Annotated in this window: 18 protein-coding genes; 6 read left to right on the top strand and 12 right to left on the bottom strand. The window is 65.0% G+C overall.

From position 1 onward, the window contains the following. Window positions 1-285: 285 nt before the first annotated feature. Entirely contained in the window at window positions 286-1,623 is a 1,338-nt protein-coding gene (gene urtA, locus ACUN9Y_RS16420) for an urea ABC transporter substrate-binding protein (RefSeq protein ID WP_445461804.1), read from the bottom strand. Window positions 1,624-1,997: 374 nt separating this feature from the next. Beyond that, a complete protein-coding gene (locus ACUN9Y_RS16415) occupies window positions 1,998-2,519 on the bottom strand; it encodes a GNAT family N-acetyltransferase (protein WP_445461803.1) in 522 nt (173 codons plus the stop codon). A gap of 376 nt (window positions 2,520-2,895) precedes the next feature. Here ACUN9Y_RS16415 and ACUN9Y_RS16410 point away from each other — a divergent pair, with 376 nt between their 5' ends. Continuing rightward, entirely contained in the window at window positions 2,896-5,877 is a 2,982-nt protein-coding gene (locus tag ACUN9Y_RS16410) for an amidohydrolase family protein (RefSeq protein ID WP_445461802.1), read from the top strand. A gap of 150 nt (window positions 5,878-6,027) precedes the next feature. On the opposite strand, the gene ACUN9Y_RS16405 is transcribed toward ACUN9Y_RS16410, so the two are convergent. From ACUN9Y_RS16405 to ACUN9Y_RS16395, 3 genes are read right to left on the bottom strand one after another with little or no spacing between them, the layout of a single operon-like run. Beyond that, window positions 6,028-7,557 carry a tripartite tricarboxylate transporter permease gene (locus ACUN9Y_RS16405; protein ID WP_445461801.1) on the bottom strand — a complete coding sequence of 510 codons (1,530 nt, stop codon included), beginning with the start codon at window positions 7,555-7,557 and terminating at the stop codon, window positions 6,028-6,030. After that, window positions 7,557-8,012, bottom strand: a complete 456-nt coding sequence (locus tag ACUN9Y_RS16400) for a tripartite tricarboxylate transporter TctB family protein (protein WP_445461800.1) — start codon at window positions 8,010-8,012, stop codon at window positions 7,557-7,559. Before ACUN9Y_RS16400 ends, ACUN9Y_RS16405 begins: the two co-directional genes overlap by 1 nt. Next, on the bottom strand, window positions 8,009-8,998 hold the full coding sequence (locus ACUN9Y_RS16395) for a Bug family tripartite tricarboxylate transporter substrate binding protein (protein WP_445461799.1): 990 nt from the start codon (window positions 8,996-8,998) through the stop codon (window positions 8,009-8,011). Before ACUN9Y_RS16395 ends, ACUN9Y_RS16400 begins: the two co-directional genes overlap by 4 nt. Window positions 8,999-9,309: 311 nt before the next feature. On the opposite strand from ACUN9Y_RS16395, the gene ACUN9Y_RS16390 reads away from it, so the two are divergent. Genes ACUN9Y_RS16390 through ACUN9Y_RS16375 form a run of 4 tightly spaced genes read left to right on the top strand, consistent with a single transcriptional unit; the run spans window position 9,310 to window position 13,080 of the window. Continuing rightward, window positions 9,310-9,915: a helix-turn-helix domain-containing protein gene (locus ACUN9Y_RS16390; RefSeq protein ID WP_445461798.1), complete on the top strand. Its 606-nt coding sequence runs from the start codon at window positions 9,310-9,312 to the stop codon at window positions 9,913-9,915. After that, window positions 9,915-10,574, top strand: coding sequence for a response regulator transcription factor (locus ACUN9Y_RS16385; RefSeq protein WP_445461797.1), 660 nt, complete (start codon window positions 9,915-9,917; stop codon window positions 10,572-10,574). The genes ACUN9Y_RS16390 and ACUN9Y_RS16385 overlap by 1 nt, the downstream gene beginning before the upstream one ends. Beyond that, entirely contained in the window at window positions 10,571-12,010 is a 1,440-nt protein-coding gene (locus ACUN9Y_RS16380) for a sensor histidine kinase N-terminal domain-containing protein (protein ID WP_445461796.1), read from the top strand. Before ACUN9Y_RS16385 ends, ACUN9Y_RS16380 begins: the two co-directional genes overlap by 4 nt. Continuing rightward, window positions 12,007-13,080: an ABC transporter substrate-binding protein gene (locus ACUN9Y_RS16375; RefSeq protein ID WP_445461795.1), complete on the top strand. Its 1,074-nt coding sequence runs from the start codon at window positions 12,007-12,009 to the stop codon at window positions 13,078-13,080. The genes ACUN9Y_RS16380 and ACUN9Y_RS16375 overlap by 4 nt, the downstream gene beginning before the upstream one ends. 204 nt (window positions 13,081-13,284) lie before the next feature. Here ACUN9Y_RS16375 and ACUN9Y_RS16370 read toward each other — a convergent pair whose 3' ends face one another. From ACUN9Y_RS16370 to ACUN9Y_RS16350, 5 genes are all read right to left on the bottom strand, one after another. Next, window positions 13,285-13,602: a septal ring lytic transglycosylase RlpA family protein gene (locus ACUN9Y_RS16370; protein WP_445461896.1), complete on the bottom strand. Its 318-nt coding sequence runs from the start codon at window positions 13,600-13,602 to the stop codon at window positions 13,285-13,287. Window positions 13,603-13,748: 146 nt separating this feature from the next. Then, window positions 13,749-14,597 carry a uroporphyrinogen-III C-methyltransferase gene (cobA, locus tag ACUN9Y_RS16365; protein ID WP_445461794.1) on the bottom strand — a complete coding sequence of 283 codons (849 nt, stop codon included), beginning with the start codon at window positions 14,595-14,597 and terminating at the stop codon, window positions 13,749-13,751. Window positions 14,598-14,759: 162 nt separating this feature from the next. Next, window positions 14,760-16,226, bottom strand: a complete 1,467-nt coding sequence (locus ACUN9Y_RS16360; protein ID WP_445461793.1) for a sodium-dependent transporter — start codon at window positions 16,224-16,226, stop codon at window positions 14,760-14,762. 218 nt (window positions 16,227-16,444) lie between these two features. Next, window positions 16,445-17,533 carry a 4-hydroxyphenylpyruvate dioxygenase gene (gene hppD / locus ACUN9Y_RS16355; protein WP_445461792.1) on the bottom strand — a complete coding sequence of 363 codons (1,089 nt, stop codon included), beginning with the start codon at window positions 17,531-17,533 and terminating at the stop codon, window positions 16,445-16,447. A gap of 321 nt (window positions 17,534-17,854) precedes the next feature. Beyond that, window positions 17,855-18,466: a LysE/ArgO family amino acid transporter gene (locus tag ACUN9Y_RS16350; RefSeq protein WP_445461791.1), complete on the bottom strand. Its 612-nt coding sequence runs from the start codon at window positions 18,464-18,466 to the stop codon at window positions 17,855-17,857. A gap of 136 nt (window positions 18,467-18,602) precedes the next feature. Here ACUN9Y_RS16350 and ACUN9Y_RS16345 point away from each other — a divergent pair, with 136 nt between their 5' ends. After that, on the top strand, window positions 18,603-19,502 hold the full coding sequence (locus ACUN9Y_RS16345; RefSeq protein WP_445461790.1) for a LysR family transcriptional regulator ArgP: 900 nt from the start codon (window positions 18,603-18,605) through the stop codon (window positions 19,500-19,502). Between the two features lie 65 nt (window positions 19,503-19,567). Here the strand turns inward: ACUN9Y_RS16345 and ACUN9Y_RS16340 are convergent, their stop codons facing one another. After that, a complete protein-coding gene (locus ACUN9Y_RS16340) occupies window positions 19,568-20,464 on the bottom strand; it encodes a dihydrodipicolinate synthase family protein (protein WP_445461789.1) in 897 nt (298 codons plus the stop codon). 116 nt (window positions 20,465-20,580) lie between these two features. Further along, window positions 20,581-20,883: an MTH1187 family thiamine-binding protein gene (locus ACUN9Y_RS16335; RefSeq protein WP_445461788.1), complete on the bottom strand. Its 303-nt coding sequence runs from the start codon at window positions 20,881-20,883 to the stop codon at window positions 20,581-20,583. Window positions 20,884-21,019: the final 136 nt, after the last annotated feature.

Here is a 21,019-nt window from a genome sequence, read left to right as displayed (position 1 = left end):
GCGTCAACGGCCATAGGCAAGGCCCTGGCGGCACGGCGAGGAAAGGTGAGAGGCGTGTGACTCGCCAGATAGGTCGTACCAAACGCGGTTTGGAGGAGCACTCGTCGGCGTAACGTCGACGCGAATGCCCCATGGCAGCCTGAGCGCCTAAAGCCTACGCCTCGAGCCTACGCCGGGCAGGCCGCGCCGAGCAGTCGGGCCGAGCCGCGCCGGCGTGCGCGGTCCGACCGTGATCCGACAGCGTGTCGATCTGCCCTGGGGCTAGCCCGTGGGCAGACGACGAGATCATGGCGCGCTGGCGATCTCTGAACCGGCCCCACAACGGCCTTCCACGACGTTGTAGTTGCCGCATTCCATGGGCTTGCGCCAATCGGCGATCAGGTCGCGGGAGCCCTCGAGGTAGTCGGACCAGGCATCGCCTGCCACCGTGGAGGGCGTCTCCCACACCACCGAGAACTGGCCGTTGTCCTGGATCTCGCCGATCAGCACCGGCTTGGTGATGTGATGATTGGGCATCATGGTGGCGTAGCCACCGGTCAGATTAGGCACGCTGACCCCGATGATGGCGTCCTTGACCGCGTCGACCTCGGGGGTACCCGCCTTGGTGACCGCCTCCGCCCACATGTTGAAGCCGATGTAATGGGCTTCCATCGGGTCGTTGGTCACGGCGTTGTCATCACCGGTGTAGTCATACCAGGCGTCGATGAAGTCGTAGTTGGCGTCGTCGTCCACACTCATGAAGTAGTTCCAGGCGGCGAGGTGCCCGACCAGCGGCGCCGTGTCGATTCCCGACAGCTCCTGCTCGCCCACCGAGAACGCCACGACCGGGAGATCCGCCGCATCGATGCCCTGGTTGGCCAGTTCACGATAGAACGGCACGTTGGCATCGCCATTGATGGTCGAGACCACCGCGGTCTTCTTGCCGGCCGAGCCGAACTCCTTGATCTCGGAGACGATGTTCTGCCAATCGGAATGCCCGAAGGGGGTGTAGTTGACCATGATGTCCTCGTCCGCCACACCGTTTGATGTGAGGTAGGCCTCGAGGATCTTGTTGGTGGTGCGCGGATAAACATAGTCCGTTCCGGCGAGCACCCAGCGTTCCACGCCGATCTCATTGATCAGGTAGTCGACCGCCGGAATGGCCTGCTGGTTGGGCGCGGCACCGGTATAAAAGACGTTCTCCGACGATTCTTCGCCTTCGTACTGCACCGGATAGAACAGCAGCCCATTGAGCTCCTCGACCACCGGCAGCACCGACTTGCGCGATACCGAGGTCCAGTTACCGAAGATCACGTCGACCTCGTCCTGGGCCAGCAGCTCCCTGGCCTTCTCGGCAAACAATGGCCAGTTGGACGCCGGGTCCACCACCACCGGCTCGAGCTGACGCCCGAGCAGGCCGCCCTCTTCATTCTGCTGCTCGATGAGCATCAGCATGGTGTCCTTGAGCGTCGATTCGCTGATCGCCATGGTGCCGGACAGCGAGTGCAGGATACCGACCCTGATCGGGTCCTCCTGGGCCAGCGCAGGCGCACCGAAGGCAAGCGTCAGAGCGGAAAGCGTCAGACAGGAGCCGGCCTTGAATGAGCGCAGCGACGGGTACGACGAGCAGAGGGAGCGATGCATCGGAAACCTCCAGGGTTGCCTTTGTTATTGAAGACGACGGTGGCGATGGCGATGGCTCGGCCGCTGCCACTGCGGGCAGTCGGTGCCAAGGCCCGACACCTTGTCGGGTCCAGCGAAGAAGAACGCCTGGCGCGTCCTCCATCAATAACAAAGCAAGCGGCGTGCCAATCCTCGCCCTGCGGCTTATGTGCGGCGTCTGTGCGGCTATGCACCAGCGACGTGCTCGCTCGCCGTGCATCGATGCACCATCCGGCCACCGCGACAGCTGCATGACCGAAGATCGCGCACCAAACTAGGGCGCCAGCGGCACCTCCGCGACGCCAGACCAGGTGGTTACCTGTGGTTTTCCAGCGCAGAGCACGACGGCGTCCGGCTCAGGTCACCAGGGAGAGCTTCATGGTCAAATCCGTATCCCAGACGTCTCCCATCTGAAACCGATGGGTGCCGATCTCGACAAAACCCTGTGCACGATAGAAACCGATGGCCGGGTGATTATTTTCCCATACCCCCAGCCACAGAAACTCCTTGTGCATGGCCTCAGCCACACTCCGCGCCTTGTCGAACAGCACGCGCCCGAGGCCCCGTCCCTGCGCCGCTCGTGACAGATAGATTCGTTCCACTTCGAGTCCATCGCCGACGTGGCTTGCGGTCTGCGCGTCGCCCCAGTTGAGCTTCAGATATCCCCCACAGCGTTCCTCGACCGTCAGAATCCAGAACACCGAGCTGTTGCTGGCCAGCTCCTGACGCAGCTTGTCAACGGCAAAGGCCGCGTCGACATAGATGGCCATGGTCTCTGCCGAGTAGTGCGCGGCGAAGGTCTCACGAAAGGTCGTCTCGCCGATCGCCCCCAGGGTGTGGGCATCGGCGATAGACGCCTGTCTAAGCGTGTAATCCATACAACCTCCGGCTACTGGCCATCACCACGACAGTCTTCATGCTGTGAATGTACTCAAGCGGTTTGCCCCGCGGCAAGGCCAGGCCCTTGGCGCCTGGCGGCGGACACCGGCGATACAAGACGCCACAGCCACGGCGGACCTATCGCTGACCACCTATCGCTGACCACCTATCCTGACCACCTATCCTGCCCGTATCCGCCGTGGCAAGCATCGAACTCGTGAAAAGTCGCTCGGCTTCCTACGCTTGTTGGCGGGCCTTTCAAGACCCAAGACCGGCTGCGAGCCGCGAGCCCGATAAGCAAGCACCGTTGCCTAGCCCATCGGCAGCGCCGCCACAGCAGGTTACCGGCGACGAACCCTCAAGGGAGTCACGCGAATGGATTGCGCCACATCTCGTTCTCTAGCCGTCAGGCTGTTGCTGGTGGGCACCCTCACCCCGCTCGCCGCAGCGGCCGACGACATCACGGTCAGCCTAGATAGCGTCACCAACCTGGCCGCCACCCTGTCGGCCGATGGCAAGACCATCGTCTTCGACGCACAGGGCGTGCTATGGAAGGTGCCATCTAGCGGCGGCAAGGCACAGCAACTGTCCGACCTGACCCTCGGCGCCGCCCGCCCCGACTACTCGCCTGGCGGTGATCTGATCGCCGTCCAGTCCTATCGCGAAGGCACCTTCGATATCTGGACGCTAAAGCCCGATGGCAGCGAGCTGACCCAATGGACCGAAGGCCCCTGGGACGAACGCGAACCGACGATATCGCCGGACGGACAGCATATCGCCTTCGTCTCCGACCGCAGCGGCAGCTACGATGTCTGGTCCCTGGCGCTGGCCAGTGGCGAGCTGACCCAGTGGACCGACTCCCCCGGTCAGGAGGCATACCCGACCTGGTCGCCGGACGGAGCCGAGATCGCCTACGTCGTCGACGGCAAGCGCATCGACGCCGTCAGCGCGACAGCAGAGTCGCGGGTACTGATCGACGCCATCGATGGGACCGCCTACAGTCCCTCTTGGCGGGCCGCCACGGGGACCGGTGACGGCGATACCGATGCGGCGAGTAACATCAGCTGGGTCAGGCTGCGCCCCGGCCAGACCGATCTGATGCTCGGCGCCGAGGTGGCGCTGAGCGGCCACGACGTCTTCCCCTTCCGCGCCCAATGGCAAGCCGATGGCACGGCCCTGATCACCGCCGATGGCGGCCTTCAGCGCTGGACACCGGGTAGCGACGCCTTGATGCCGGTGCCCTTCAGCGCCGAGCTGTCGTTCCCGCGCCAAGATACCGCACCGCGGGGACGCGACTTCGATAGTCGCGCCCCACGCCCGGTCAAAGGCATCGTGACCCCGGCGCTGGCCCCTGACGGGACCCGCATCGCCTTCGCCGCGCTCAACGACCTGTGGCTGATGCCCCTCGGCGAAGAGCCCCATCGCCTTACCGATGATACCTACTACGAATCGGACCCCGCCTGGAGCCGCGACGGCAGCCGTCTGGCCTATATCAGTGATAGCGCCGGCTCCCTCGATGTGTGGGTTCTGGATCTCGAGAGCGGGTTGAAGACACGCCTGACGACCGACGACGGCGCAGAGCTCTATCCGGCCTGGTCGCCGGACGGCGCCACTCTGGCCTACCAGACCGAACTCGGCGAAACCCGCCTGGTCGACGTGGCCAGCGGCCAGACACGCCCCCTGGTCGAGGCTCTCTTTCAGCCCGGCCGAGCCAGCTGGTCCGCCGATGGTCGCTACCTGGCGCTGGCAGCCGTGAGCCCCTACACCAGCCGGTTTCGTGAAGGCACCAGCCAGATCCTGATGGTCGAGGTGGCGACCGGCGACCAGCGCTTTATCCCCGTCGCCGAGCACAAGTCCATCACCATCCGCGCCGACGCCGGCCCGATCTGGTCACCCGATGGCCGTCACCTGGCCTTCGTCATGGACGGCTACCTGCACACCCTGGCGGTTGACCCGGACGGCTCGCCGACGGGCGAGCCCGTGGCCGTGACCGAGGCCTTAGCCGACTCCCCCACCTGGAGCGGTGACTCACGCAAGCTCGCCTATCTCAACAACGGCACGCTCGAGATCCTCGATCTCGCCGCGGGCACCTCGACGCCGGTGCCGTTGACACTGAACTGGCGGCCGGAGGCGCCCAGGACGGCGATCGTGCATGCCGGCCGGCTGTGGGATGGCGCCTCGCCAACGGTGAGAGAGAACATGGACCTGATCGTGGCCAACGGCCGACTCGTGCGCATCGAGCCGCACGACGAGACCAACCACGCGGGGAACGTCATCGACGCCGCCGATGGCACCGTCATCCCGGGCCTGATCGAAGCCCATACGCACCAATCCTGGGGCAACCATACGTTCGGCTTCGGCGCCCGCCAGGGACGCCTGCTGCTGTCGATGGGGATCACTACCACCCGCTCCGTGGGCGAACTGGCGTATCGCGCCGTCGCCGATCGCGAGGCGCTGGCCTCGGGCGAGCGCGTCGGCCCCCGCTACTTCACCGCCGGCGGCCCCCTGGATGGCGCGCGAATCTACTACAACGCCATGCGCCCGGTCGCCGATGAACGCCAGCTCGACCTGGAACTGGCACGCGCCAGCGCCCTGGACCTCGATGTCCTCAAGACCTATGTGCGCCTGAAGCCGGCCTTCATGGAACGCGTGGCGCGTTACGGCAATCGCCACGGCCTGCCCACCTACTCCCACTTTCTGGCGCCGGGCATCTATCTGGGCCAGGACGGCACCACTCACCTGGGTGCCACGGAGAGGCTCGACTACTCGCGCATTTCCTCACTTACCGGCAAGACCTACGACGATGTCATCGACCTTTTCTCCGCGGGTGAAAAATCGGTGATCTCAACCTTCTTCATCACCGAGCCCAGCCTCTTTGACGCCAGTGCCATCACCGAGGACAACCGGGTGCAAACCCTGCTGCCGGTCAACGAACGGCGTAAGCTCGCGGATGCGCGGGACAATCCTCCCAACGCCGACGGCTCCACGTACCTTGCCGGAATTCTCGATAACCCGGCGACCTTCGCCGCCATTCTGCGCGGCGGTGGCCGCGTACTGGCCGGTACCGATAGCCCGCTCGACTACGTCGGCATCGGCTTGCACAGCAATCTGCGCTGGCTGGCCTCCCAAGGCGGTCTGTCGCCTTTCGACACCCTGCGCACGACGACCAGCCTGGCGGCGCAGGAACTCGGCGTGGGCGACGACCTCGGCACCCTCGAGGTCGGCAAGCTCGCCGATATGGTGATCGTCGACGGACGACCAGACGAGTCGGTCAACGACCTGATCGATGTCCAGTCCGTCATCAAGGGAGGACGGCTCTACCGGATCGATGACTTGCTCGCCCCCTTCGCCCGGTGACGGAGCGATTGTCCCCGGTTCAGGGGGCTCACCGTCGGTGACCGACGACCCGATCAACGCCACAAAAAATGGGCACCCAATGGGTGCCCAAGCAAGTGATGACCTGGCCGTTCCGGCCCGGGTCAGCCACAGGGGTCGTCGGTCGCCGGTTCAGTCACCCGGCGTGGTGTGACTCGCCGCTGTCTTGGCCTGCATGCGCTTGCGCAGGATCGGACCGACGATATACGGCAGGATCAGGCCGATGATGGCGAACGCCCACAGGCCGATGGCCAGGCCGCTGCCCCACAGGATGGTCCAGTCGCCGTCGGAGATGTCCATGGCGTGGCGCAGGTTCTTCTCCATCTCCGGACCGAGCAACAGGCCCAGGATCACCGGCACCAGCGGTATCTCCAGCTTGCGCAGCAGATAGCCACCGACGCCGAAGGCGACCATGAAGTACAGATCGAAGGTGGTGTTGCTGATCGAGTAGATGCCGACGAAGGCCACCATGGTCACGATCGGCAACAGGAACATCGGCGGCACCGACAGCAGCTTGACGAAGATTCCCACCATCGGAATGTTCAACAGCAGCAGCAGGAAGTTACCGATCAGCAGTGCCGCGATCACCCCCCAGACGATGTCCGCATGCTGGGTGAACATCAGCGGGCCCGGCGTGATGTTGAGCGAGATCAACAGCGCCAGCAGCACCGCGGTGGTGCCACTGCCCGGCACGCCCAGGGTCAGCATCGGCACCAGGGCACCGCTGGAGGCGCCGTTGTTACCAGCCTCGGGGGCGGCAACACCGCGCGGATCGCCTTCACCGAAGTGGCCCTTGCTACCAAGCACCTTCTTTTCCAGGGTATAGCTGATGAAGCTGCCAAGCGATGCCCCGGCGCCGGGCAAGACGCCGGCGACGAAGCCGAGCACACCACCCCGGATGCTGGTTGGCATGATCGCCTTGATGTCCTTCCACGACAGCTTCAACTTGTTGACGGTGATGGTCTTGTGGCCCTTGCCGGCACGGTCCTCGATGAAGAACAGCAGCTCAGAGATGGCGAACAGGCCGACGATGGCGATGATGAAATCGACGCCCTCGAACAGCTCAAGCACGCCGAAGGTGTAGCGCTGCACGCCGGTACTATCGATGCCGACGGTGGCGATCATCAGGCCGATACAGGCCGCGACCACGGTCTTCATCGGGTTCTTGCCGGTAATCCCCCCCAAAGTCGCGAAGGCCAGCAGGAAGAGCGCGAAGTACTCCGCCGGTCCGAAGGTCAGGGCGAAATCGGCCAGAATCGGCGCCAGCAGGATCAAGCCCACCGTGGCGATCAGGCTACCCATGAACGAGGCCACGGCGGAGATCGCCAGTGCCTCGGCGGCCTTGCCCTTCTGGGCCATGGGGTAGCCGTCCAGGCAGGTCATCATCGCCGGCTCGTCACCGGGGATATTGAGCAGGATCGACGAGATGCGTCCGCCATACATGGCGCCGGCGTAGACCGCCGTGAGCATGATCAGCGCCGTTTCCGGCTTCAGCCCCAGGGTGAAGGCCAGCGGGATCAGGATGGCGACGCCATTGGCCGGACCGAGCCCCGGCAGCGCGCCGATCAAGGTACCCAGGAAGGCCCCCATCAGCGCAAACATCAGGTTTTCCGGGGCGAGGGCCACCCCGAAACCATCGATCAGATAACCGAGCGTTTCCATCAGTCCACCTCCAGGAAGGACAGCAGACCCAACGGCAGTTGCAGGTCCAGCAAGAAGTTGAAGATGACGAACACCACCACACCCGACAGCGCCCCGGTGACGAAGGCCTTGAGCGGCCGAGCGCCCATCCGCCAGCACAAGGTACCCACCGCGAACGTCGTGCTGACGATGAAGCCGAGTGGCTCGAGCAGGCCGGCGTAGAGAGCCAGCACGATCACCGCCACGACCAACTCGACACCGGTCCGGCTCCAGGGCCAGGCATTATCAGGATCCGGGCGCACCACCATGTAGAGGCTCGACAACGTGAGCACCACGGCGAGCAGCTGGGGGAAGGTTTCGGGACCGACCACCTCGGTCCCGCCGAAGGGCTCCGGGAACTGGGTAGCGGCCCAGCCGTACGCGACGGCCAGGACGATCATCAGGACCCCGAAGATGCGGTCGTTGAAGAAGCTCATTCCTGAATCAGCCCGATATCTTTGGACAGCTGGTTGATGTCATCGATCTGGTCGGTGACAAAGGTCTCGAACTCACCGGCGCTCATGTGGAACGGCATCAGGCCATTGCTCTGCATGACATCCTTCCACTCCTGGCTCTCGTAGATGGTGTCCATGGCATCGACCCAGTACTGCTTGGCTTCGTCGGAGATGTCCGCCGGCATGTAGAAACCGCGCCAGTTCGGACCGACGGCATCGATACCCTGCTCCTTGGCGGTGGGGATCTCACTGAACTCGCCGGGCAGGCGCTCGTCGGACAGCACCGCGACCACACGCAGATCGCCAGATTCCATGAAGCCTTGCGCCTCGGTGATATCACCGGTGAAGGCATCGACGTGGCCACCCACCACCTGGGTCATGGCCTCACCGCCGTTGTTGTACGACAGGTAAGGAATGCGCGGGAGGTTCTCGACACCGGCCGCCTGGGCAGCGATCAGCACCTTGAGGTGATCCCAGCCACCCTTGGCACTGCCGCCGGCGAACTTCACTGCACGCGGGTCTTCCTTGATCGCATCCATCACGTCGTTGAGGGTCTGGTAGTCGGAGTCCGCGGCGACAGCAATCACCCCGTAGTCGGCGCCCAACGCCCCGACCCAGTTGACCATGTCGGCGGTCATGCCAGGGAACTGGCCCTGAGCCAGGCGCGTCGTGGTCGCGGTGGAGGCCGCCACCAGCAGCTGGTCGTCGCCGGCACGCTTGCTGACCGTGTGGGCGTACGCCACACCGCCGCCTGCACCGGCCATGTTCACGGTCTGTACGCCGCGCGGCACCAGGTCGAGATCCTCGAGCACGGTGCCGACACTGCGGCAGGTAAAGTCCCAGCCACCGCCCGGATCGGCGGGGGCCAGACACTCCACCTTGCCTTCCGGCTCGAAGGCGTGAGCGGCGCTCGCCGAAGTGGCGATAGCGGCAATGGCAATCAATTTGAGCGGCGTTTGCAAAGACATGGAGATGTCCCCTGTTGTTATGAATCAGCGGCGGAACTACGAGGATCGACACGACCCTGTACCCAGCGATGGTTTCAACGAATCTGTTCTCGGTGACACATCGCGACTTGTCGGAACCTTGCGCTTACCTTACAATTCTGTAAGGCAGAACGTCGTTCCCTTAGATGGAAAGCTAATCGTCTCTCCGGAGGGGGTCAACGCGTTGATGCACAATTCCGACCAAAGTTGAATGCCACCGACCACGGCTCGCGGGAACGCGGCTAGCCCCTCTCCGGCACGGTCTTTCCCCACTCACAGCGCGAGAAACGCCCATGGCCCAGGATCGTGTAGAGGCCGTCGAACGGGCCCTGACCGTTCTTGACGTTTTCGATTCACCACAGGAAAGTTTTAGCCTGGCGGAGCTCGCCGAGGCGACGGGCTACTACAAGAGCACCCTGCTGAGGCTGATGGCCTCCCTGGAGCGCTACGACTACACCCAGCGCGGAGAGGACGGCCGCTGGCGGCTGGGTACCTCGCCGGTGCGCCTGGCCAGGCGCCACTTGCCCAGTCAACGCCTGACGGCGCGCATCCAGCCAGTGCTCGACGCCCTGGCGCGAGAATGCGGCGAAACCGCGGCCCTGATAGAGGTCGCCGGCGAAACGGCTCACTGCCGCCTGGTGGCACTGCCCGACGCGAGCCTGCGCCACGACATGCCCCCGGGTAGCCATTGGAGCCTCGGGCCGTGCGCCGACCCGGCCGCGTCGATCAACGGAGGCAAGATGATCTGTCGGTCGTTGACGCTGGCCGAATCCCATGGGCTGTGGCTGTCCCTGTCAGGTCCCGCAGGTCGCCTCGACCAAGCCACTGCCGTGCGCTGCCTCGACGACGCCATCCGCGGACTGGAAGGTCGCGATACGCCATCACCGGAGGACGACTGATGACGCTATTGCTGGTAGAAGACGATCGCTTGCTGGCCGATACCCTGGTCGATGCGCTTGGCATCGGCGGCTATGACGTGCGCCTGCTAGTCAACGGCGAGGAAGCCTATGACTATCTGTCCGGCGAGCATGACATTCACATGGTCCTGCTGGATTTGAACCTGCCGGGCCGATCCGGCCTCGAGATCCTCGAGGCGCTGCGTCGTCACGACACCCAGACCCCGGTGCTGATCCTGACCGCCCGCGGAGCGGTGGAGGATCGCGTGCGCGGGCTCGACCTTGGTGCCGACGACTATCTGGCCAAGCCCTTTTCCCTGGAAGAACTGGAGGCACGCGTACGCGCCCTGCTGCGCCGACGCGGCCCCAGCGCGCTGCTGTTAGTCGGCCCGCTGGGCTTCGACAGCCTTGCCCAGCGCTTCTCGCTTGGCGACGAAGTGCTCGCCCTGCCGCCTCGCGAGCAGCGTCTGCTGGGGTGCCTGATGCGCCATGCCGGAGTCCCGGTGGACAAGGCCACCCTGGTCCAGGAAGCCTTCGGCGACGAGGAAGTCGGCGACAACGCCATCGAGGTCTACGTCCACCGCCTGCGCAAGCGCCTATCGGGTCACGACGTCAGCCTGCGTACGGTGCGTGGCCTTGGCTACCTGCTGGAAGCCCCGTGATCGGCCGCGACTCCCTCCACCGCCGCCTGCTCACCTGGTTGCTGATCCCCATGCTGGTCGTCGGCTCGTTGGTGCTGTGGCAGGCCTGGCTGGACGCGCGTCACACCGCCGACCGTGCCTTCGACCGACTGCTGGAGGCGGCAAGCCTGGCCATCGCCGAACAGGCCCAGTGGCAGGACGACCGACTGTGGCTGGACCTGCCGCCGGCGGCCCTGGAGATGCTGGCGACTCAACACGACGAGCGGGTGTTCTACGCCGTGGTCGACGCCCGCGGCCGCCAGGTTACCGGCAATGCGGCCCTGCCCGGGGATCCCCGCCCCGACAGCGACGACGGCGATACGCTGTGGTATCGCAATATCGACTGGAAGGGCTTGTCGCTTCGCCAAGGGATCCGCCGTTCACGCCTCGAGGACTGGCGCGTTCGCGAAACCTTCGAGGTGCGTGTGGCACACACTCGTGAAGGGCGCGACAACCTGGCCTGGAGCCTGTTCCGCCAGAGTCTCGCCTACCTGCTCGCCCTCGCCGTCCTGTCCGTGGCCGCGCTGGTCATCGCCATTCGGCTGGCGCTAGCACCGCTGACGCGCCTACGCCGCCAGATCCGCGAGCGTGACCCACGCACCCTGGCGCCGCTGGAGCTCGCCTTGCCGCGAGAACTGGCCGAGCTGCGCGACACCGTCAATGAGCTGCTCATGCGCATGCGCCGGGTCAAGGCCAACCAGGAACGCTTCATCGGCGACGCCTCGCATCAGCTCAGGACTCCCATGGCGGGGCTGTCGGCCCGGGCCGAACTGGCCCTGCGCCAGAGCGATCCCGCGGCCTGGCACGAGGCACTGGTGGCCATGCAGGCGACCAGCGCCCGCACCTCGCGGCTGGCCATCCAGCTGTTGTCGCTGACGCGCCTCGACAACCCCGAATACCAGCCCGACCTGGTCGCGACCGACCTCACGGCCGTGGCCCGGGAGGCGGTGAAGGAACACTGGCAACGCTGCCAGCGTCAAGGCATCGACCTCGGCCTCGAGGCCGCAAAGGCGCCGGTGTGGATCAACGGTCTCGACTGGCAGCTGTCCGAGGCCCTGGCCAACCTGATCGACAATGCCTGCCTCTATGGCGGCAGCCAGGTTACCGTACGCGTCACCCCGTCACCGCCATCGCTTGCCGTGGTCGACGACGGCCCAGGGGTCACGCCCGACCAGCGTCTGTTGATGCTGCGCCCCTTCCATCGCGGACACCAGCAGGGAGATGGCTCCGGGCTTGGACTCGCCATCGTCGACGGCATCGCCAGGAGCCATCATGCCCGCCTGGTGCTCGACACCGCACGCCACACCGGCTCGCCAGGCCTTGTCGTCGCGCTGTGCTTCGATAACGACACGGACGCGCGCCCAACGCCACGCCCCCACGCTTCACCGTCCCCCACAGGCAAGGAGGAAACGCCATGAACTGGCGGAGCACCTTCGCGCTGGCACTCTGGCTGCTGGCCCCCCCCGTCGCCGGCTATGACGAACTGATCCTGGAGGCCGAGCGCAAGCCGGCGACACCGTTGGTGATCCATGCCGCCCTCGACCTGCCCTACGCGCGTCCCCTGCTCGAGGATTTCCACCGTCGCCATCCCCAGTACACCATCACGTTTCGCAACTTCTCGACTCTGGAAGTCCATGAGCGTTTCCTGACCGATCCGACGGAGGCCGACGTGATGATCTCCTCGGCCATGCCATGGCAGTATCTACTGGTCAACGATGGCCATGCCCAGCCCGTCGAGACGCCGACGACGGAGGCCTGGCCCACCTGGGCCAAGTGGCGCCAGGAGCTGTTCGCCTTCAGCTTCGAACCCATCGTCATGGTGGTCAACCAGGACATCCGGCGGCGCTACGGGCCGGTAACCAGCCATGCCGAACTGCTCGCCCTGCTGCGCGAGCATGGCCAAGCCCTCACGGGACGAATCGTGACCTACGATCCCGCGGCCAGCGGGGCCGGCTACACCTACGCCATCGAAGAGTCGCGCCTCTCGCCCCGCTACTGGGACTTGATCGCCGCCCTCGGCCGGGCCGATACACAGCTGGTCGACACCACCGGCGCCATGCTCGAAGGCCTCGCCGATGGGCGATTCCTGATCGGCTACAACCTGCTCGGGAGCTACGCCCGCGAGGCGATCGCCGGCGACCCCGACCTCGATTGGGTCATCCCCGACGACTATGCCCTGGTGATCCAGCGCCTGGCCTTCGTGCCGCGCCTGGCCCCTCACCCGGGCGGCGCACGGCGCTTCATCGACTACCTGCTCGGCACCGAGGGCCAGCGGGTGCTGGCCGACGCCGGGGCGCTCGGCGCCGTCCACCCGGAGCTCGACGGCCCCGGCACGGCCACCGACATGCGCCGCCGCTATCCCGATGGCCTACGGCCGATGCCGCTGAGCCCTGGGCTTCTCGCCACCTTGGACGAGCTCAAACGCCAGGCCCTGCTCGGCCGCTGGCAACGTGAATTTCTCGATCAGCCGGTCGGGGCAGCCCCTTGAGCCACGCGCGTAACGAGGGCTCAGACGACCGCTCTCCCGCCAACAGGCACAAAAAAACACCCCTGGGGTGGCGCTGATCTGCCCCCCGGGAGTGTTTCGCTTTGTTGCATTCGCCCACCAACGCTATCGATGACGGGGCGACATTCGCCGTGCTTGTGGGTCTAACCGCTGGTCCCCGATGGCCCGACACGCAGGCCAGATGATTCAGGGCAGATAGGTCAGGCGCACCGGCGCGGTTCCGCGGCGAAGCATGCCAAGCTCTCTCGCCGCGCTCTTCGACAGATCGATGACGCGCCCCTTGACGAAGGGACCACGATCGTTGATCTCGACTTCCACGGTATCGCCAGTATCGCGACGCGTGACCAGCACCTTGGTACCAAAGGGCAGGCTGCGATGTGCCGCGGTGAGGCTCTGTTGATCGAAACGCTCACCGCTAGCCGTACGCCGGCCCTGGAAGCGATCGCTGTAGAAGGAGGCCTGGCCGCGTTGAGAGACCACATCCTCGTTCTCGTTACTCGCCATCGCCGCGGCCGGAGCCACATGACCGAAGAGCAATAGCGCGGACGTTAATAAAGCAGCCCCCATTGCGGGGCCTCGTAGTCGAAACGGACTGATGACAGAACGCATCCTGTACCTCATGTCGACCCTCGTGGGGTCACATCGGGGGCTCAGGCATCACGAGCGTTCGGGGGCGAAGGATGCTTGCCATGCACCCACCCACGGCTCCGCGCTCGCTCGTGGTCAAACCAAGCCAATTGGCCATGCAGCGAAACGACGCTGCCGACAATGATCAATGTGGGCGGTCGAATGATATCCCGATCATTCAACTCCGGCAAATTAGTCAAGGTTGAAACATGCACCCGTTGGCGGGCGGTGGTGCCCTGCTCGACCAGCGCGACGGGGGTATCGCCGCACAGCCCATGGCGGCGAAGTTCGGCGCTGATCACCGCCAGGCTCCCGAGCCCCATGTAGAACACCAGGGTCTGGCCGGGGGTGGCAAGCGCCGACCAGTCGAGTTCGCAGCCCCCGTCCTTGAGGTGACCGGTGATGAAACGCACGGACTGGGCATGGTCACGGTGGGTCAGCGGAATGCCGGCGTAGGCACTGCACCCCGAGGCCGCGGTAATGCCTGGCACCACCTCCACAACGATGCCCTCGGCCACCAGAGCTTCGAGCTCCTCGCCACCGCGACCGAAGATAAAGGGGTCTCCGCCTTTCAGGCGCACCACACGCTTGCCCTGCCGAGCCCAGTCGACCAGCGCCTGATTGATCCCCTCCTGGGGGACGCTGTGGTCCGAGCGCGCCTTGCCGACGTAGAAGAGGCGTGCAGTGGACGGGGCAAGAGCCAGGATCTCATCGCTGACCAGGCGGTCATGCAGCACCACATCCGCCTCGCACAGCCGACGCCAGGCCTTCACCGTCAGCAGTTCAGGATCACCGGGACCGGCTCCCACCAGACAGACCTGCCCCGGGGCGAGCGCAGCCGAGGTCGCGAAACGATCGGAAGGAAAGGACATGGCGGCTCCCGAGAGCGAGAAGTCACAAGGACCAGCATCCCGTCAGGCACTGGTGCTAGGGAGCGCATTATGCCACAAAGTAATTAAAACACCGAGCCGTTATCACCAAAAACGCCGCCCCGGAGGGCGGCGTCAGCGGCACGGCCGGGTTCAACGCTTGTCTCAGCTCTTGGCCACCAAGGACTGGCGCAGTCTGGGACTTGCCAGCTCACCGATCACGGTGATCACGGCCAGCACCAGCAGCAGCACCGGCCACTGGCTGGCGAAATCGACATTGGCAATCTCGAGGGCGTCGACAAAGATCAGCAGGATGCCGAGCGGACTGACATAGCGCACCATGAACAGCCACAGGGCATAGACCGTCGGCGCCAGGTTCAGCTCATCACGCATGACGCTGCTGTTGAGCACGAACCCGCCCAACAGCACCATGCCAAGGCCACCGAGCGGCATCATCAGGCGCGAGGTGAGGAAGTCGAGCCAGTCGAAGAAATGCTTGCCGGCCAGCGTCCAGTCGGCGCCGATGTTGAACGACAGCATCGCCAGGGTGCTCACCAGCCACAGCACGATCCCGGTTCCCCAGGATGCGGCGCGGCGACTGATGCCCTTGTTATCGGTCAGCCACGACACCGTGGCCTCGACCATGGAAATCGACGAGGTCAGCGCGGCCATCGACAGCATGATGAAGAACAGGATGCCGAACAACGTGCCGAGCGGCATGGCCTGGAAGGCCAGCGGCAGGCTCATGAAGATCAGTCCCGGCCCGCTGTTGGGCTCCATGCCATTGGCGAAAATCACCGGAAAGATCGCCAGGCCCGCCATCAGGGCGACCAGGGTATCCGCCACCGCCACGGTCAAGGTAGTGCGACCGATGGAGGCATGGCGCGGCAGATAGCTGCCGTAGGTGAGGATCGCACCGGAGGCCAGCGACAGGGTGAAGAACGCATGCCCCATGGCCGCCAGCATGCCCTCGCTCGACAGGCTCGCGGCATTGAAGGCAAACAAAAAGTGCAGCGCGTCGCCGAAACCGCCGGAGAACATGCCGTAGGCAATCATGATCAACAGCATCACGACCATGCCGGGCATCATCCAGCCGACACTCTTTTCGATGCCGCCCTGGACGCCCTTGCCGACGATAACCATGGTCGCCACCGTGACCAGGGTGCTCCAGGCCCCGAGGCTGAACGGGTTGGCATTGTTCGCGCCGAAGATCGCGGCCATGTCATCGACACTCGAGCCCGCCAGACCGCCGGATAGCATCTTCCACAGATAGGCGAACGACCAGCCGGCCACCACCACGTAGAAGCACAGAATCATGAAACCGCAGGCCATCGCCATCCAGCCGAGCAGCGACCAGGCCGAGGTCCGCCCCGACTCGGTGACCACACGACGAATGGCATCGATGGGGCTGCCGCGACCGCGGCGCCCGAGGGCGATTTCGGTCATCATCACCGGCACGCCCACCGACAGGATGCAGACCAGGTACACCAGCACGAAGGCGCCGCCGCCGTACTCGCCGGTCATGTAAGGAAATTTCCAGATATTGCCCAGGCCAACGGCGGAGCCGGTTGCGGCCAGGACGAATCCCCAGCGGCCCAGCCACTGGGTACGGGATTGTTCATTGGTCGTCATGAATCACCAGAGGTCGCGAACTCTTGTTATCACCCGCCACGAAAGGGGCAGCGTAAGCCCCCCATTGTGACGGATTTTATTGTGCTTTGGCAGGCCGCTGGTGGATTGTTCTGCGTAATGATCCAGCGGTCGTCCTCACCCCGGGGCCGCCATCCGGGATTGCCCGAACGGCTGCCACGAGGCGCTTGGCCTATCGCTCGGTGGCGACTGGCCCTGCCTCAATCGTCCTTGAGCACCCCACGACGAATCTGGTCTTCCTCGATGGATTCGAACAGCGCCTTGAAGTTGCCCTCGCCGAAGCCATCGTTGCCCTTGCGCTGAATGATCTCGAAGAAAATCGGCCCGATCACCGTCTCGGTGAAGATCTGCAGCAACACCCCCTGATCGGGCCCGCCGTCGACCAGCAGGCTCAACTCGCGCAGATCCTCGACGTTTTCCTCGTGGTTGGGCACACGGGCATCGACCTTTTCGTAATAGGTGTCCGGCGTACTCAGGAAGGTGACACCATTGGCCTTCAGCGCCCGTACGGTGGCGTAGATGTCGTCGGTGGCCATGGCCAGGTGCTGGATGCCCTCGCCGTTGTACTCGCGAATGAACTCGGCGATCTGACTGGTATCGTCGGCGGACTCGTTGATCGGAATATGCATCTTGGCGCAGGGAGCGGTCATCGCGCGGGAGTGCAGCCCGGTCTTCTTGCCCTCGATGTCGAAGTAACGATTCTCGCGGAAGTTGGCGATGTCGGTATAGAACCCCGCCCACACATCCATCTGTCCGCGGTCGACGTTATGGGTCAGGTGATCGAGGACCCGAAGCCCGACGCTATTGTCCTGTGCGCTGGTGCCGGGAATCGCCTCGAAATCGATGTCGTAGATGGTGCGGCCCTGGTCATCGACCCGGTCATCGACGAAGTACAGCAAGGATCCACCGATGCCACTGACCGCCGGGATCCCCACCTCACCCGGTCCCACCGGGTTGTCCACGGCGGTGGCGCCCTTGGACACGGCGTAGTCGAGGGCCTGGCGAGCATCGGCCACCTTCCATGCCATGGCACAGGCGCTGGGGCCATGCCGCTTGGCAAACTCGCTGGCGTGGCTACCGGGCTCGGCATTGAGCACGAAGTTCACGTTTTCCTGCTGGAACAGGAACACCTGTTTGCTCTTGTGGCGGCGAGTCTCGGTGAAGCCCATCGTCAAGAACAGCGCACGCAGCGCCTCGATGCCCTCGGCGCTTGGCGCGCTGTACTCGACGAATTCGAAACCGTTGGTGCCGATGGGATTGTGCGTATCGATGGCTGCGGTGGCGTTCATCAGGGTCTCCGGGGTCAGGTATTATGATTGTCGATCGCGTCATGCCTTGGGGCCGAAGCGGCCCGACTCGCTGACATCGGGCTCGCCAGCGTCGTTCGCGATTGCCCCCAGACTAGTGCGCCCACCCCACCCCGGATATGCGCCGAAGGGGCCTCATCGCGGGTCAGCCCGGCCGCTTGAGACCTCCGGCTGTAGCATTATCGTGACAGCAGCGGGTAACGCCCCCGCCTTGGCCGCCCTGCGTCAAGCATTGTTTACAGCGCGTCACGCCAGCCTGACGCCCAGACGCCGAACCGGCTGGATCGCCGGCCGTCGGCGGCCTCAGTGCGTCACCTCGAGGGAGAGCAGTTGCCAGGCCACCAGCAGCATGATGATACAGATCGTCAGGTCCACCGCCCGCCAGGCATTGGGGCTGGCGAGTCGCGGTGCCAGCCACCCGGCCGCCCCCACCAGAGCGAAAAACCAGGCGAAGGACGCCATCGTGGCGCCGGCATAGAACCCCAGCGGCTCAGGCTGAAGTGAGCCGATGGCGCCGAGCATGACCAGCGTATCGAGATACACCTGAGGATTGAGCAGGGTCACCGCCAGGGTCGTCACCAGCACCCGCGAGCGTGAGCTGGGCGCCGCCTCCTTCATCGCGGCCAGCCCTTGCGGACGCAGGACTCGCTTCAAGGCCAGCAACGCCTGCCAGACCAGAAAAGCGGCGCCTCCGTAGCGGGCGATGTTCATGGCGGTGTCGTGGGCGGCGATCAAGGCGCCCAACCCAAGCACGCCCAGGCCGATCAAGACCGCATCACACAGCGCACAGACCAGCGCCACCCGCCAGGGGTGTTCCCCGCGCAGCCCCTTGGACAGCACAAAGGCGTTCTGGGCGCCGATGGCCACAATCAGGCCGGCACCGGTCCCGAGGCCATGAAACAGTGATACCCACATGGGCGTCTCCTTGTCGTGATGGGAACCGCAACGGCGGCAGACAACGGAGACTAACGAACGCTCATCGACAACAGAATCGAATATAGTAACTATCGCATTAGCAAATTTAATACCCGCACCGTACCGAGGAACCGCCATGCTCGATTACAAGCTGCTCGAGGCGCTGGGCGCCGTGATCAATCACGCCGGCTTCGAGCGCGCGGCCAGAAGTCTCGGCTTGACCCAGTCGGCGGTGTCACAGCGCATCAAACTGCTGGAGGCGCGCCTTGGCCAACCGGTGCTGGTACGAAGCCCTGTGCTCGCCGCCACCGACCTCGGCCGGCGCCTGCTCAACCATACCCAGCAGGTGCGCCTGCTCGAAGACGAATTGATCGAGGCGATGCCTCAACTCAGTCAGGGCGAGCGTCGCCTGCGCGTCGCGATCAACGCCGATAGCCTCACGACCTGGTGGCCCGCGGCCATCGGCGATTTTCTGCGGCTACGCCCCATGCTATTTGACCTGGTGGTCGAGGATCAGGATATCGGGCTCGAGCGCATGCGCCAGGGCGACGTCGGTGCCTGTCTGTGCTCGAGCCCGAAGCCGGTGCAAGGCGCCCGCGTGATCGCCCTTGGTCATATGCGTTACCGCGCGCTCGCCAGCCCCGACTTCCTGCACCGGCACCTGCCCGACGGCCCGACCCCCGAGGCGCTGGCGACAACGCCCGCGATCGTCTTCGGCCCCAACGACCAGCTCCAGCATCGTTTCCTGGCGACCCTCGGCGTGACGGCCCCCTTCCCGTACCACCTGTGTGGCTCTACCGAGGGCTTCCTGCGCCTGGCGTTGGCCGGCATCGGCTTCGGCCTGATGCCGGAGCTGCAGGTCACAGGCGAACTCGACCGCGGCACGCTACAAGACGTCGCGCCCGGTCATGTCGTCGATGTCCCGCTCTACTGGCACTACTGGCGGCAAGGGGGAGAAACGCTGACGCTGCTGGCCAATCACCTGGCTCGCCAGGCGCCGCGTTGGTTATCGCCGCTGCACCCGCCGCCCGACTAGGCGCCGGCCCTCACTGGGGTGATTCGCTGGGGTGCCTCGGTACAGGCACCACCAGGCATGCGGCGTCAGTTCCTGAGCAGGCCCAACGCGGCAAGCGTGTGCTGGACGTCATCGAGATCCTTGCCCGCAAGGGCCCGAATCGGGCGCGGAGGCACCGCCTCGGCCAGTCCTCTCAAGGCGACGGCGGCGTGGGCCACGCGATAGCTCGACAGGCGCTTGCACAGCGCCCACAGCGGCATGAGCGCCGCGTCGCGCCGACGCGCCAGCTCCAGATCACCCTCGCGAACGGCCTCGACGATCGCCGCACAGGGCTCGGGGAAGACACCAGCCATCACCGAGTACCAGGCGCGACCACCGGCGATCAGCGCCTCGCAGGCGTGGGCATCGACGCTGTACCCCACCGCCTCGGCACCGATGGCGTCGCACAGCGCGCGGTGGGTACTCGCCAATTGCCCCGCCGGTGGCGCCGGTGTCTTGATCGCCACGATGCGCTCGGCTTCCATCAACCGCGCGGCGAGCCCCGGCGAGATATCGACGCCGGTCGTCGCCGGATTGTTGTAGACACAGATCGGACGATCCACCGCAGCGGCCACCGCATGATAGTGGCCTACCAGTTCATCGTCGTTCAGCGGAAGGTAGGATACGGGCGCCAGCAGCAGGCCATCAGCCCCGGCGGCGACGGCGTCTTGCGCAAGCTCGATGGTCGCCGCCGTGGTGACGGCGCCAACGCCTACCACGAGGCCTTGATGGGCCGGCTTGAGCGCCGCTACTCGGTCGATCACCCGCCGACGCAGCGCGCCATCGAGGTAGGCATAGGAACCGGTACTGCCGAGAATCCCGAGGGTATCGACACCCGCCACATCGAGGGCCGTCACGACCCGGCTCAACCCCTCGTCATCCAGCCGTCCTGCGGCATCGAGAGGCGTCACGGGGAAAGCCAGCAGACCGGAAAACAATGGCATCGAGTGCACTCCATGCGAAGAAAGTCCCCAGCATGCCACCGATGCCACCCTGGCGTCAGCGCCACGATGCTACCCATGGCGAGTGACGCCTGATCGAGTCGAGTCGTCGCGACGCCTCAGTCGGCAAGCCGCCGCTCGACGCTCGAGACCTTGTCATCCATGGACTGGTCACGATCGATTCGCGTGCCGAGCTTCAGTGTGGTCGTGATCCGGGGGGCGCCCATGCCATGGACCACTTCATGGCAGCGTTTGACCACCGCCATGACCTCATCCCAGGGGCCTTCGATATTGGTGCCATAGGCATGCATGCGGTGCTCGAGCCCCGACGCCTGGATCTCCTTCTGGCACGCCGCGACGTGCTCCGAGACGGACACCCCGACGCCGAGGGGGACGACACACAGATCGATAATAACGTGCATAAGGTAAGCCTCCTTAGGAAATGGCCCAGGCCGCCCACGCCAACTCCGTGCGGCTGGACTATGCTGTTTCGCAATACCCTGCGACGTCAACACCCCCAAAGATAACACGCCTATAAGGGGGGTAGACGTCGCGCCC

It is taken from the genome of Halomonas sp. V046 (genome assembly GCF_052645355.1).
This window is presented reverse-complemented; position numbering and strand designations above follow the sequence as displayed.